The sequence below is a fragment of the Pseudomonas sp. MF5691 genome, assembly GCF_016405645.1.
GTDB classification, from domain to species: Bacteria; Pseudomonadota; Gammaproteobacteria; order Pseudomonadales; family Pseudomonadaceae; genus Aquipseudomonas; species Aquipseudomonas shahriarae.
In genome coordinates, this window is record NZ_JAEKDC010000009.1 from 209,883 (window position 1) to 224,326 (window position 14,444).

Annotated in this window: 9 protein-coding genes; 6 read left to right on the plus strand and 3 right to left on the minus strand. The window is 61.5% G+C overall.

Annotated features, from left to right (window positions below):
- The first annotated feature begins 38 nt into the window (after positions 1-38).
- Positions 39-623, plus strand: coding sequence for a PilZ domain-containing protein (locus JFT44_RS15620; RefSeq protein WP_120733795.1), 585 nt, complete (start codon positions 39-41; stop codon positions 621-623).
- 43 nt (positions 624-666) lie between these two features.
- A complete protein-coding gene (locus tag JFT44_RS15625) occupies positions 667-1,389 on the plus strand; it encodes a glycerophosphodiester phosphodiesterase (protein ID WP_057438531.1) in 723 nt (240 codons plus the stop codon).
- Positions 1,390-1,431: 42 nt separating this feature from the next.
- Here the strand turns inward: JFT44_RS15625 and sthA are convergent, their stop codons facing one another.
- Together sthA and JFT44_RS15635 are read right to left on the minus strand one after the other, a co-directional pair.
- Positions 1,432-2,826, minus strand: coding sequence for a Si-specific NAD(P)(+) transhydrogenase (gene sthA, locus JFT44_RS15630; RefSeq protein ID WP_057438530.1), 1,395 nt, complete (start codon positions 2,824-2,826; stop codon positions 1,432-1,434).
- Positions 2,827-3,016: 190 nt separating this feature from the next.
- Positions 3,017-4,030, minus strand: a complete 1,014-nt coding sequence (locus tag JFT44_RS15635; RefSeq protein ID WP_198830888.1) for an FAD:protein FMN transferase — start codon at positions 4,028-4,030, stop codon at positions 3,017-3,019.
- Between the two features lie 263 nt (positions 4,031-4,293).
- Here JFT44_RS15635 and JFT44_RS15640 point away from each other — a divergent pair, with 263 nt between their 5' ends.
- Complete coding sequence (locus tag JFT44_RS15640) at positions 4,294-5,592, plus strand: MFS transporter (RefSeq protein ID WP_057960295.1); 1,299 nt, start codon at positions 4,294-4,296, stop codon at positions 5,590-5,592.
- Positions 5,593-5,769: 177 nt separating this feature from the next.
- Here the strand turns inward: JFT44_RS15640 and JFT44_RS15645 are convergent, their stop codons facing one another.
- Positions 5,770-7,233 (minus strand): glyceraldehyde-3-phosphate dehydrogenase, encoded by a 1,464-nt coding sequence (locus JFT44_RS15645; RefSeq protein ID WP_057960296.1) that lies wholly within the window; start codon positions 7,231-7,233, stop codon positions 5,770-5,772.
- A gap of 338 nt (positions 7,234-7,571) precedes the next feature.
- On the opposite strand from JFT44_RS15645, the gene mfd reads away from it, so the two are divergent.
- From mfd to JFT44_RS15660, 3 genes are read left to right on the plus strand one after another with little or no spacing between them, the layout of a single operon-like run.
- Complete coding sequence (mfd, locus tag JFT44_RS15650; RefSeq protein ID WP_198830889.1) at positions 7,572-11,021, plus strand: transcription-repair coupling factor; 3,450 nt, start codon at positions 7,572-7,574, stop codon at positions 11,019-11,021.
- A 10-nt stretch (positions 11,022-11,031) separates the two neighbouring features.
- Positions 11,032-11,601: a CsiV family protein gene (locus JFT44_RS15655; RefSeq protein WP_057438527.1), complete on the plus strand. Its 570-nt coding sequence runs from the start codon at positions 11,032-11,034 to the stop codon at positions 11,599-11,601.
- A gap of 9 nt (positions 11,602-11,610) precedes the next feature.
- A complete protein-coding gene (locus tag JFT44_RS15660; RefSeq protein ID WP_198830890.1) occupies positions 11,611-14,304 on the plus strand; it encodes a DEAD/DEAH box helicase in 2,694 nt (897 codons plus the stop codon).
- Positions 14,305-14,444 lie beyond the last annotated feature (140 nt).

Below are 14,444 nucleotides of genomic sequence, written 5' to 3' on the forward strand. Positions count from 1 at the left end.
CTTTACACTCAGACCATTACCGTTACCTGGGGTTCGCCATGACGACATTAGATGAAGAAGATCGCCGCGAATACTACCGTATCGACGACATGATCGCACTCCAAATCAAAAGCCTGTCGGCCCCGCAAGCGGCGAGCAAGGAAGTGTTGCTGGATGATTCCCCGCTGTTCAACCTGCTCAGTGAACTGCACCTGAGCGAATTCGAGTCCCAACACCTGCTGCGCCAGCTCGGCGAGCGCGACCGCACCCTCGCCGCCTTCCTCAAAGTGCAGAACAAACGCATGGATTTGCTCAGCCAGGTCATGGCGCAAAGCCTGCTGGGCGAGATCGGCGCGCCGCAGCCGGTGATCATTTCCGAAGGTGGCATCGACTTCCAACACCCCACGGCACTCGCGCCCGGCAGCCACCTGGCGGTCAAGCTGGTGCTGATGCCCCAGGCGCTGGGCCTGCTGTTGCGGGCCAAGGTCACCCATTGCGATCCCAAGGGCGACAGTTTTGACATCGGTACCGAATTCGAATCCATGACTGACGCCCAGCGCCAGTTGCTGGCTCGCTATATTTTGCAAAAACAGGCCCAGGAACGGCGCCTGGCCCGGGAACAAAGCGACGGCCAAGACACCTGATTTCGTATTTATCCAGCCAGACACCTGGCGAAAAGGAGCAACTGTGACCCTGATTTATGGCCACCGCGGCGCTAAAGGCGAAGCACCGGAAAACACCCTGACCAGCTTCCAGCAATGCCTCAAGCACGGCGTGCGCCGTTGCGAACTGGACTTGCACCTGTCCATGGACGGCGAGTTGATGGTGATCCACGACCCGACCTTGAAGCGCACCGCAGACCGACGCGGCAAGGTGGTGGAGTACGTCGCCGCCGACCTGGTGAAGATGGACGCACGCAAAGGCGGCCCAGGCTGGGTCACCCCTTGCCCGATCCCGCGCCTGGAAGAACTGTTTGAGCAGTGCGACTTCGACCACTGGCAACTGGAAGTCAAAAGCGCCTCGCGCACCCGCGCCGCGACCACCGTGCTGGCGATCCGGGAAATGGCCCAGCGCTTTGGCCTGCTGGACAAGGTCACCGTGACTTCAAGCTCGCGGGAAGTGTTGAAAGCCGCCCTGGAGCTGACGCCGGACCTGTCCCGTGGACTGGTGGCCGAATACGCCTGGCTCGACCCGCTGAAGGTCGCGCAGAACTATGGCTGTGAGTATTTGGCGTTGAACTGGACGTTGTGCACTCCCGAGCGACTGGAAAAAGCCCAGCGCCAGGGCTTGCACGTGTCCGTGTGGACAGTCAACGAACCTGCACTGATGCGCAGGCTCGCCGACTTCGGCGTAGATAGCCTGATTACAGACTTTCCCGGTTTGGCCACTGCCACTCTCGGGAATTACTGAAATCGGTCTCCCCGGCCGGCTCAGGCCACCGGCCGGAGCCGCTCAAAAAAGCCGGTTAAGGCCGTCGTAGGCCGCTACCCGATAGGCTTCAGCCATGGTCGGGTAGTTGAACGTGGTGTTCACAAAATACTTAAGGGTATTGAGATCACCTGGCTGGCTCATGATCGCCTGGCCAATGTGCACGATCTCCGAGGCCTGGTAGCCGAAGCAATGCACGCCGAGCACTTCCAGGGTCTCGCGGTGGAACAGGATCTTCAGCATGCCTTGCGGCTCGCCGGCGATCTGCGCACGCGCCATGCTCTTGAAGAACGCCTTGCCCACTTCGTAAGGCACCTTGGCCTTGGTCAACTCGTGCTCGTTCTTGCCGATGGAGCTGATCTCGGGAATGGTGTAGATCCCGGTCGGCACATCGTTGACGTAGCGCCAGCTGCCGTTGTCGACAATGCTGCCAGCCGCCGAACGGCCCTGGTCGTGGGCGGCACTGGCCAGGCTCGGCCAGCCGATCACATCGCCGGCACCATAGATATTGGTGACGCAGGTGCGGTAGTTCTCATCCACCTCGATCTGGCCACGGCTGTTGACCTTGACCCCGATGTTTTCCATGCCCAGCTTGTCGGTGTTACCCGTACGGCCGTTGCACCAGAGCAAGGCATCGGCCTTGATCTTCTTGCCGGACTTGAGGTGCAGGATCACACCGTTGTCCAGGCCTTCAACGCGGTCGTATTCCTCGTTGTGGCGCACGGTGATGTTGTTGTTGCTGAAGTGATAGCTCAACGCCTGGGAAATTTCCGAGTCGAGGAAGCTCAGCAACTGGTCACGGTTGTCCACCAGCTCCACCAGTACACCCAGGCCGCTGAAGATCGAGGCGTATTCACAGCCGATCACGCCGGCGCCGTAGATGATCAGTTTGCGCGGGGTGTGGCCCAGGCTGAGGATCGTGTCGCTATCGTAGATACGCGGGTGGTGGAAGTCGATATCGGCCGGGCGATACGGACGCGAACCGGTGGCGATGATGATGTGCTTGGCCACCAGCTTCTCGACCACGCCATTGGCGCAGACCACTTCGACGGTTTGCTCGTCGGCGAAGCTGCCGGTGCCGAAGAACAGGTCGACGCGGTTACGGGCGTAGTAGCCGGTACGCGAGGCGACTTGTTTGGAAATGACTTTCTCGGCGCTTTTCAGTACATCCGGGAACGAGAACCAGCGCGGCTCACCAATGGCCCGGAACATCGGGTTGGTGTTGAACTGCATGATCTGGCGCACCGAGTGACGCAAGGCCTTGGACGGGATGGTGCCCAGGTGGGTGCAGTTACCGCCGACCTGACGACGGCTATCGACCATCGCCACCTTGCGTCCTGCTTTGGCGGCGTTCATCGCCGCACCTTCTCCAGCTGGGCCGGAACCCAGTACCACCACGTCGTAGTTGTAGACAGCCATGCGTACTCCTCAGAACAGGCCAGGACGCACGGTTGGGCGCCTGGCTAAATCATGCCGCGGCCAGCGGTCATGAAGGATCAAATAGGCTCAGGTGTGTGAGCCGGGGCACAGTCTATATAAGGCTCAACGCCGCGCACATTAACCCTTGGTCGCGTCGTAGGCCAGTTTTGCCTTTACTACACAGTATTGATTACGGCTTGACCGCCGTCAGTTGTTCGAACGCTTTGTTGCTGCGTGTGACGAAAGCATCCCCCTCACGCATCACAAAAAATGCCGCGATCCGCTGTTTTTCTGCATAGTCCCAGCCCTCGTCGGGCCCCAGTACCAGGAGCAAGGTCGACAAGCCGTCCGCCATAAGCGCCGAAGGCTCCAGTACCGTGACCGACGCCAGGTGATGGGTGATCGGCGCCCCGCTACGGGCATCGAGGGTGTGGGAATAGCGGCGACCATCCTGCTGGAAATAATTGCGATAGTCACCTGAAGTAGACACGCCGAAGCCGTCCACCACGATCACGCGCTCAGCCACCTGCCGGTCATCGCGGGGCTCCTCCAGGGCCACACGCCAGGGCGTGCCATCGGGTTTGCGCCCGGCAGCCTTGAGCTCGCCAGTCACTTCGACCAGATACCGGTGAATGCCCAACTGCCCTAGCCGCTCGGCGATCCGGTCCACCGTGTAGCCGGCGGCGATGCTGTTGAAGTCCACTTGCACCGCCGCGTCCTTGCACAACTGGTGACCGTCGATGCGCAAGTGCTGATGACCGACGCGCTGGCGCGCCAAGGCCAGCGTCATGGGATCCGGGACTTTTACCTGCCGCGCCTGAGGTCCGAAGCCCCACAGGTTGAGCAGTGGCTCGACGGTCAGGTCAAAAGCGCCGCCACTGGCCTGGGACAGCTGCTCGCCCGTGCGTACCAACTGCAGGATCGACTCGGGCATCGGCTGGCAGCGGTTGGCCGGCAAGTCATTGAAGCCCTCGATATCGGAATCGCTGCGATAGGTCGACAGCTGTCGGTCGACCTCGGCAAGGATGCGCTCGACCTGCGGCTGCACATCATTGGCCGCCGGCTTCCCGGGGGTACGGACATATTTGATTGAATAAGTGCTGCCCATGGTCGGGCCGCCAAACGCCTCCAGGGGCTCATCGCCGCCGCAGCCCGCCAAGATCGCCAACACAGCACCCACCATCGCGCATCGCAAACCGCCCATAAGCCACACAACCTTATCGCTGCTGAAAACCCAATGAAGCCGCACTCAAGCACATTTCCGGGGCTGGCCATTATGCGGCATGTCGTCGCCTGACGCGGGTTGCTTCATGACAAATAGCCAGCTTGCTAACGGTTTTTGTTGCTCGCCCACACGGATACACATATGGTTACAAAACTCTTGGGCGCCAGCCAGCGCCCAGACCTTGCAGCAAGGAAGAACGACGACCAGGGATTTCCAACAAGATAGCCAGTTGAGTAAATGACATGTCCAACACCACGGGCAAAGGCAAGGCGATCTTTCGCGTTGTCAGCGGTAACTTTCTCGAAATGTTCGACTTCATGGTCTACGGCTTCTACGCCACGGCCATTGCCAAGACCTTCTTCCCTGCCGACAGCGCCTTCGCGTCCCTGATGTTGTCCCTGGCGACCTTCGGTGCCGGGTTCCTGATGCGTCCGCTGGGGGCAATTTTCCTCGGTGCCTACATCGACCGCCATGGCCGTAAAAAAGGCCTGGTGATCACCCTGGCCATGATGGCCGCCGGCACCGTGCTGATCGCCTGCGTGCCCGGCTACGCCACCCTCGGGGTGGCCGCGCCGCTGATCGTGCTGTTTGGCCGATTGCTGCAAGGCTTCTCCGCAGGTGTCGAACTGGGCGGGGTCTCGGTGTACCTGGCGGAGATCGCCACGCCGGGACGTAAAGGTTTCTTCGTCAGTTGGCAGTCCGCCAGCCAACAAGCCGCCGTGGTCTTCGCCGGCCTGCTGGGCGTGGGCCTGAACCACTGGCTGAGCCCCGAGGAAATGGGTGAATGGGGCTGGCGCGTGCCGTTCCTGATCGGCTGCCTGATCGTGCCGGTGATCTTCGTGATTCGCCGCTCCCTGGAGGAAACCCCGGAATTCCAGGCACGTAAACATCGCCCTACCCTGCAGGAAATCATCCGCTCCATCGGCCAGAATTTCGGCATCGTCCTGGCAGGTATGGCGCTGGTGGTGATGACGACCGTGTCGTTCTACCTGATCACCGCCTACACACCGACCTTCGGCAAGGCCGAGCTGCACCTGTCGGACCTGGATGCGTTGCTGGTGACCGTGTGCATCGGTCTGTCGAACTTCTTTTGGCTACCCGTGATGGGCGCGGTGTCTGACAAGGTGGGTCGCAAGCCCTTGCTGCTGGGGGCGACTATTCTGGCAATCCTCACGGCGTACCCGGCCCTGTCATGGCTGGTGGCCAATCCGAGCTTCAGCCACCTGCTGCTCGTCGAGTTATGGCTGTCATTCCTGTACGGCTCGTACAACGGCGCCATGGTCGTTGCGCTGACCGAAATCATGCCAGTGGAAGTACGCACCACAGGCTTTTCATTGGCCTACAGCCTGGCGACCGCAACCTTTGGCGGCTTTACCCCGGCCGCCTGTACCTACCTGATCCATGTGCTGGATAACAAGGCTGCGCCGGGGATCTGGCTCAGTGGCGCGGCGGTGCTGGGGCTGGTGGCGACCCTGGTGCTGTTCAAGGGGAATCGGCACGAACTGCGCACTGCGCAGGCTTCGGTAGTCGGTGGGGCCTGATAGATCGCTATCGCGGCGATGCGGCGGCCCGACAAGCCCGCCCACACATTTGAATGTATTCGCAAATCAAACTGTGGGAGCGGGCTTGCCCGCGATGAGGCCTTCACACCCAACACAAACCCCCCAGCCACAAAAAAGCCCCGAACCAGTCGGGGCTTTTTCATTTACCGCTAACGCTTAGCGCGGAAACGCTGGCGGGTTGACCCCAGCCATGTCTTCCATCACGCGCACCACCTGGCAGCTGTAACCGAACTCGTTGTCGTACCAGACGTACAGTACAACGCGGTTATCCTGGGTGATGGTCGCTTCAGCATCGACCACACCGGCGTGGCGCGAGCCAACGAAGTCGGTGGACACCACTTCCTGGGAATTGACGAAGTCGATTTGCTTATGCAGATCGGAGTGCAGCGCCATGTAGCGCAGGTACTCGTTCATCTCTTCACGGGTGGCGGCTTTCTCAAGGTTGAGGTTGAGAATGGCCATCGACACGTTCGGCGTGGGTACACGGATCGCGTTACCGGTCAGCTTGCCGGCCAGCTCAGGCAGGGCCTTGGCAGCAGCGGTGGCAGCACCGGTCTCGGTGATCACCATGTTCAGCGCGGCGCTACGGCCACGGCGATCGCCCTTGTGGAAGTTGTCGATCAGGTTCTGGTCGTTGGTGTACGAGTGAACGGTTTCGACGTGACCGTTGATGATGCCGAACTTGTCATTCACAGCCTTGAGCACCGGCACGATGGCGTTGGTGGTGCAGGAAGCGGCGGACACGATCTTGTCGTCAGCGGTGATTTCGTTGTGGTTGATGCCGTGAACGATGTTCTTCAGCTTGCCCTTGCCAGGCGCCGTCAACACAACGCGGTCGATACCCGGGCAGGCCAGGTGCTGGCCCAGGCCGTCGGCATCACGCCATACGCCGGTGTTGTCCACCAGCAAGGCGTTCTGGATGCCGTACTGGGTGTAATCCACCTCGGTCGGGTTCTTCGCGTAGATCACCTGGATCAGGTTACCGTTGGCGGTGATGGTGTTGTTTTCTTCGTCAACGGTGATGGTGCCATTGAACGAACCGTGTACCGAGTCGCGGCGCAAGAGGCTGGCGCGCTTGGTCAGGTCATTTTCGGCGCCTTTGCGCACGACAATGGCCCGCAGGCGCAGGCCGTCGCCACCGCCGGTTTTTTCGATCAGGATGCGTGCCAGCAGACGGCCGATACGACCGAAGCCGTACAACACCACGTCGGTGCCTTTACGGGATGCGGCGTTTTGCTGGCCAACCACGTCGGCCAGTTCTTCACGCACGAACTGCTCGGCGCTGCGGCCATTGCCTTGAGCGCGGAATTTGAACGCCAACTTGCCCAGGTCCACCGAAGCCGCGCCGAGCTTGAGCTCGCTCATGGCTTTAAGCAGAGGGAATGTTTCGTGGACGGAGAGTTCGCTATCGTCCGAAGAACGATGGCGAGCAAAGCGATGAGCCTTGAGAATCGCGATGACTGATTGGTTGATCAGGCTGCGGCCATAGATCGAGCTCACCACATTGTTATTGCGGTACAGCTGACCGATAAGCGGGATCATCGCTTCTGCGAGTGCTTCACGGTCGATCCATTCACCAAGACACTGGTCGGGCTTCTGAGTCACGGGAACCTTCCACATGTAGGGGCTGAAAAAAGGGGCTACATTATGCCGCCCGACCGCCCCCGGAGCAATGCGCGCCACGCAACAAAAGCCCTTGCACATAATTTTCGCCGCGCTACAGGCCAGTAAATACGCGGCTTCCAGCGCACCCCCTGGTGAAAGCGTCGGGCCACTTGTCCGTAACCCTCCGAAACATACGTACATTTTGGCACTACATTTTGAGTCAAAACCGCGCATTGTTTGTCTTAGCCACTACATTTCCTACAAACCGTAATAGGCACAGTCAGCAACTGACAGGCGGCACTCCGGGCCGTTACAATTACCGACTTTGTCGCAACGCTGGAGCTCAAACGTCCGTGCCCGTCCTGCGTCTACCGCTACTCCCTGCCGAGGCAGGTAAACAGCATTGGAGCAATCTGCCCGGTGCCGCCCTGAGCCTGGCCATTGCCGAGGCTGCCAGTGCAGCCAAGCGCTTTACCCTGCTATTGACCGCCGACAGCCAAAGCGCCGAACGGTTGGAGCAGGAGCTGAGTTTCTTTGCCCCCGATTTGCCGGTGCTGCATTTCCCGGACTGGGAAACCCTGCCCTACGACTTGTTCTCGCCGCACCAGGACATCATCTCCCAGCGCATCGCCAGCCTGTACCGCTTGCCGGAACTGGCCCACGGTGTGCTGGTGGTGCCGATCACCACGGCCCTGCACCGCCTGGCGCCGACCAAGTTCCTGCTGGGCAGCAGCCTGGTGCTGGATATCGGCCAGAAACTCGACGTGGAGCAGATGCGCACGCGCCTGGAAGCCAGCGGCTACCGCTGCGTCGATACGGTGTACGAGCATGGCGAGTTCGCCGTGCGTGGCGCGCTGATCGACCTGTTCCCGATGGGCAGCAAACTGCCCTACCGCATCGACCTGTTCGACGACGAAATCGAGACCCTGCGCACCTTCGACCCGGAAAACCAGCGCTCCATCGACAAAGTACAGTCGATCAAGCTGCTGCCGGCCAGGGAATTCCCCCTGCAAAAAGACGCCGTCACACGCTTCAAGGCGCGCTTTCGCGAACGCTTTGACGTGGACTTCCGTCGTTGCCCGATCTTCCAGGACTTGAGCAGCGGGATTACCCCCGCCGGTATCGAGTACTACCTGCCGCTGTTCTTCGACGAAACCTCGACCCTGTTCGATTACCTGCCCCAGGACACTCAGGTGTTCTCGCTGCCGGGCATCGAACAGGCGGCGGAAAACTTCTGGAACGACGTACGCAACCGTTATGAAGAACGCCGCGTCGATCCATCCCGGCCTTTATTGCCGCCTGCCGAGCTGTTCCTGCCGGTAGAGGACTGCTTCGCCCGCCTGAAGAACTGGCCACGGGTGGTCGCCAGCCAACAGGATGTGGAAGCCGGCGTCGGCCGCGAACGCTTCCCCGCCCAAACCCTGCCCAACCTGGCCATCGAGGCCAAGGCCAGCCAGCCGCTGCAAGCGTTGTCCGACTTCCTCGGCGACTTCCCCGGCCGCGTGCTGTTTACCGCCGAATCCGCCGGGCGCCGCGAAGTGCTACTGGAGTTGCTGGAACGTCTGAAGCTGCGACCAAAAACCGTCGACAGCTGGCCGGACTTTGTCGCCGGCAAGGACCGCCTGGCGATCACCATTGCGCCGCTGAACGAAGGCCTGCAACTGGATGATCCGGCCCTGGCACTGATTGCCGAGAGCCCGCTGTTCGGCCAACGCGTGATGCAGCGCCGGCGCCGGGAAAAACGTGCCGACGCCAACAACGACGCGGTGATCAAGAACCTCACCGAACTGCGCGAAGGCGCGCCGGTGGTGCATATCGACCACGGCGTGGGACGCTACCTGGGCCTGCAGACCCTGGAGATCGACAACCAGGCAGCCGAATTCCTCACCATGGAATACGCCGAGGGCGCCAAGCTCTATGTGCCAGTGGCCAACCTGCACCTGATCGCGCGCTACACAGGCAGCGACGACGCCCTGGCGCCGTTGCACCGCCTGGGTTCCGAGACCTGGCAGAAGGCCAAGCGCAAGGCCGCCGAGCAGGTGCGCGACGTAGCCGCCGAACTGCTGGACATCTATGCTCGCCGCGCGGCCCGCGAAGGCTATGCGTTCGCCGACCCGAAGGCCGACTACGCCACGTTCAGCGCCGGCTTCGCCTTCGAAGAAACCCCGGACCAGCAAACCACCATCGACGCCGTGCGCGCCGATATGCTCGCGCCCAAGCCCATGGACCGCCTGGTCTGCGGTGACGTGGGCTTTGGCAAGACCGAAGTGGCGATGCGCGCCGCGTTTATCGCGGTGCATGGCGGCCGCCAGGTGGCAATCCTGGTGCCGACCACCCTGCTCGCCCAGCAGCACTACAACAGTTTTCGCGACCGCTTTGCCGATTGGCCGGTGACCGTAGAGGTGATGAGCCGCTTCAAGTCCGCCAAGGAAGTCAACGCAGCCGTGGCCGACCTGGCCGAAGGCAAGATCGACATCGTGATCGGTACCCACAAGCTGCTGTCGGACGATGTGAAGATCAAGAACCTGGGCCTGGTGATCATCGACGAAGAGCACCGCTTTGGCGTACGCCAGAAGGAGCAGCTCAAGGCCCTGCGCAGCGAGGTCGATATCCTGACCCTGACCGCCACACCGATCCCGCGCACGCTGAACATGGCGGTGTCGGGCATGCGCGACCTGTCGATCATCGCCACGCCGCCGGCACGACGCCTGTCGGTGCGCACCTTCGTCATGGAGCAGAACAACAGCACGATCAAGGAAGCCCTGCTGCGCGAGTTGCTGCGCGGCGGCCAGGTCTACTACCTGCACAACGATGTGAAAACCATCGAGAAATGCGCCGCCGACCTCGCCGAACTGGTGCCGGAAGCGCGGATCGGCATCGGCCACGGGCAGATGCGCGAACGTGAACTCGAACAGGTGATGAGCGACTTCTACCACAAGCGCTTCAACGTGCTGATCGCCTCGACCATTATCGAGACCGGCATCGACGTGCCGAGCGCCAACACCATTATCATCGAGCGCGCCGACAAGTTCGGCCTGGCGCAGTTGCATCAGTTGCGTGGCCGGGTCGGCCGCAGTCACCACCAGGCCTACGCCTACCTGCTGACACCACCGCGCCAGCAAATTACCGGCGATGCGGAAAAGCGCCTGGAAGCCATCGCCAACACCCAGGACCTGGGTGCGGGCTTTGTGCTGGCCACCAACGACCTGGAAATCCGTGGCGCCGGCGAACTGCTGGGCGACGGCCAGAGCGGGCAGATCCAGGCCGTGGGCTTTACCCTCTATATGGAAATGCTTGAGCGCGCGGTGAAGGCCATCCGCAAGGGCGAACAACCGAACCTCGACCAGCCCCTGGGCGGCGGGCCGGAAATCAACCTGCGTCTGCCGGCATTGATTCCCGAGGACTACCTGCCGGATGTGCATGCACGCCTGATCCTGTACAAGCGCATCGCCTCGGCCACTGACGAAGAAGGTCTCAAGGACCTGCAAGTGGAGATGATCGACCGCTTCGGCCTGTTGCCGGAGCCGACCAAGAACCTGGTGCGCCTGACCCTGCTCAAATTGCAGGCCGAGCAACTGGGGATCAAGAAGGTCGACGCCGGGCCGCAGGGCGGGCGTATCGAGTTCGAAGCGCAGACGCCGGTAGACCCGCTGGTACTGATCAAGTTGATCCAGGGCCAGCCCAACCGCTACAAATTCGAAGGCGCTACGCTGTTCAAGTTCATGGTGCCGATGGAACGTGCAGAAGAGCGCTTTAATACATTGGAGGCGCTGTTTGAGCGCCTCATCCCGAAACCTGCTTGAAGGACGCCCCATGCGCCTGCTTCGTATCCTGAGCCTGTTGTTGGTGGTAGTCGCACCTTCGGCGTTTGCCGACAGCCTCTACCAGGTGGAAATGATCCTGATCCGCCAGAATGCAGAGCCGCTGATCAATAGTCGGCCGGCCCCGGAAGACTGGGCCGCCGGGGCGCCACGCCAAGGGATCGAGAAAATCAGCCCGCCGCGCCTGAACAATATCGTCGAGAAACTCCAGGCCAATGGCGACTACACCGTGCTGCTGCACAAAGCCTGGGAGCAGAACCTGGGCGAGCAGCCGGTGAAGGTGAAAATCACCGACGGCCAGGAACAGTTTGGCCAATACCCCATCCAGGGCACACTGGACCTGCAATTGGGGCGTTTTACCCGTATTGACGCCAGCTTCTGGCTCAACCAGTTCGACAACAACGGCAGCGTGATTGCCAGCGAACACTTGAGCCAGCCGGACGTGCGCACCAAGAACAACCAGCTCAATTACCTGGACGCTGGCCACCTGGCCCTGCTGATCAAGATCACCTCCCTTACCGCCAAGCCACCGAGCGCGCCGCCGCCCGGCCTGGCGGATTGATCCAGCGCCATGCCCCTGACGTCGTCGCTGACCAAACCCCTGGCTCCGTCCTGGGCCAACCGCTTCAAGGAACAAAGCCTGGAGCGCGGCCGGCGCTACGCCCTGGAAAACCGCGTAAGGATTGTCGAGTCCGGCGACAGCACCATCATCGCCAGTTGCGAAGGCTCGGGCGGCAATGTGTATCGCCAGACCATCTCCCTGCGCGAATCGGCCAAAGGCACCCTGATCCTGGTGGACAGCCGTTGCACCTGCCCCGTGCACACCAATTGCAAACACATCGCGGCCGTGCTGCTGCAGGTCCAGGAAACCCTGGCCTACCCGGCGGCGGCCAAGGATGCCGAGCTGCTGGAGAAACTGCAGGCCGTGCTGGATAACCGCGTGGTCCTGCCGCAAGTGGTGCTCGAGGATGTGCAGCCGATTCCCCGGCTGTGGCTGGCCAGCATCGAGTTCAGCGCCTTTGAGCCACGCAACGGCAAGATGCAGCGCTATATCCAGCACCGGGCGGCGCTGTCATTCAATTACCAGGGCAACTATGTCAGCGGCCAGAAAAACGCCGACATCGTTGTCCGCCAGGAAACCCAGAGCCTGCGGATCAAGCGCCATCCCGAGGTGGAGCAAGGCTTTCGCGAGCACCTGCGCCTGCTGGGCTTCAAGATCGCCACCCGCCAGAGCAAGGCCCTGCCGGAAAGCGCCGGCGAGCTGTTTGAGATGGTCAATGACAGCGCCTGGCTGAACTTCACCCTCAACGCCTCCCCAAGCCTGCGGGCTGCCGGTTGGGAACTGCAGATCGACGAGGATTTCGGCTTCGACCTGAGCCCGGTCGAGGACTGGTACGCCAGCGTCGATGAAGTGCCGGAGCGCGACTGGTTCGACCTGGAGTTGGGAATTATCGTCAACGGCGAACGGCTGAGCCTGCTGCCGATCCTGCTGAACCTGATGCGCTCCCACACCGAAATCCTCAACCCGGAAAAGCTCGCGCGCCGCCGCGACGACGAACTGATCCTGGTGAACATCCCCGGCCTGCCCAACGGTGGCCACGGCCCGCTGCAAGTCGCCCTGCCCTACGGCCGGCTCAAACCGGTGCTGGCGACCCTCGGTGAGTTCTACCTGCAGGAGCCTGGCACCACCGCCTTGCGCCTGGCCAAGGCCGACGCGATTCGCCTCAACCCGCTGGAAGACCTGCCGCTGCAATGGGAAGGTGGCGAGCAGATCCGCAACTTTGCCCAGCGCCTGCGCGACATCAAGGACTTCACCTGCGCCGCCCCCGAGGGCCTCAACGCCACGTTGCGCCCCTACCAGCTCGAAGGCCTGAGCTGGATGCAGTCCCTGCGCCAACTGGAAGTGGGCGGGATTCTCGCGGATGACATGGGCCTGGGCAAAACCCTGCAGACCCTGGCGCATATTCTCAGCGAAAAAATCGCCGGGCGCCTGGACCGGCCGTGCATGGTGGTGATGCCTACCAGCCTGATCCCCAACTGGCTCGACGAAGCGGCGCACTTCACCCCGCAGCTCAAGGTGCTGGCACTGTACGGTGCCGGGCGCAAGAAACACTTCGCCCAGTTGCAGGATTACGACCTGCTGCTGACCACCTACGCCCTGCTGCCCAAAGACATCGAACAACTGGCCGTGCAGCCACTGCATGTGCTGATCCTCGACGAAGCCCAGTACATCAAGAACCCCACCAGCAAGGCCGCCCAGGCCGCCCGCGAGCTGAATGCACGCCAACGCCTGTGCCTGAGCGGCACGCCCCTGGAAAACCACCTGGGCGAGCTGTGGTCGCTGTTCCACTTCCTGCTGCCGGGTTGGTTGGGCGATGTAAAAAGCTTCAACCGTGACTACCGCGTGCCCATCGAAAAACGCGGCAGCGACGTGCGATTGCAACACCTCAACGGTCGGATCAAGCCGTTCCTGTTGCGCCGTACCAAGGAACAGGTGGCTACTGAATTGCCGCCCAAGACCGAGATCATTCACTGGGTCGATCTCAATGAAGCCCAGCGCGATGTGTACGAAACCATGCGCCTGGCCATGGACAAGAAGGTGCGCGACGAGATCACCCGCAAGGGCGTGGCCCGCAGCCAGATCATCATTCTGGAAGCGCTGCTCAAGCTGCGCCAGGTCTGTTGCGATCTGCGCCTGGTAAACGACGCCACCCTGCCCGCACGCGGCAGCAGTTCCGGCAAGCTCGACAGCCTGATGGAGATGCTCGAGGAACTGTTTGCCGAAGGGCGCAGGATCCTGCTGTTCTCGCAGTTCACCTCGATGCTCAGCCTGATTGAGCTCGAGCTGAAAAAACGCGGGGTCGCCTACGCCTTGCTGACCGGCCAGACCCGCGACCGACGCACGCCGGTCAAGGACTTCCAGAGTGGCAAGCTGCAGATCTTCCTGATCAGCCTCAAGGCGGGCGGCGTGGGGCTTAACCTGACCGAAGCCGATACCGTGATCCACTACGACCCCTGGTGGAACCCGGCCACGGAAAACCAGGCGACTGACCGTGCGTATCGCATCGGCCAGGAAAAGCCAGTGTTTGTGTACAAGATGATTGCCCGGGGCACCGTGGAAGAGAAGATCCAGGCGCTGCAGCAAGAAAAGTCAGACCTGGCAGCGGGGGTGCTGGATGGCCGCACCACGGGCGACTGGAAGCTGGGCAACGAGGATATCGAGGCGCTGTTTGCGCCGTTACCCCAAAAGCTAGAGAAGCGTTGATAGTTAGATAGCTATCGCGGGCAAGCCCGCTCCCACAGGGGGCTCACTGGGGCAGAGATTTTTGGTACCGCCACAAATCAAATGTGGGAGCTGGCTTGCCTGCGATAGCGGTGGGTCAGCCGCCAGAAAGAGTGACTGGG

Coding starts and splice junctions, on each gene's coding strand:
- JFT44_RS15620 (WP_120733795.1), top strand. CDS start 39: ATGACGACATTAGATGAAGAAGATCGCCGCGAATACTACCGTATCGAC.
- sthA (WP_057438530.1), bottom strand. CDS start 2,826: ATGGCTGTCTACAACTACGACGTGGTGGTACTGGGTTCCGGCCCAGCT.
- JFT44_RS15635 (WP_198830888.1), bottom strand. CDS start 4,030: ATGGGCGGTTTGCGATGCGCGATGGTGGGTGCTGTGTTGGCGATCTTG.
- JFT44_RS15640 (WP_057960295.1), top strand. CDS start 4,294: ATGTCCAACACCACGGGCAAAGGCAAGGCGATCTTTCGCGTTGTCAGC.
- JFT44_RS15645 (WP_057960296.1), bottom strand. CDS start 7,233: ATGTGGAAGGTTCCCGTGACTCAGAAGCCCGACCAGTGTCTTGGTGAA.
- JFT44_RS15655 (WP_057438527.1), top strand. CDS start 11,032: ATGCGCCTGCTTCGTATCCTGAGCCTGTTGTTGGTGGTAGTCGCACCT.
- JFT44_RS15660 (WP_198830890.1), top strand. CDS start 11,611: ATGCCCCTGACGTCGTCGCTGACCAAACCCCTGGCTCCGTCCTGGGCC.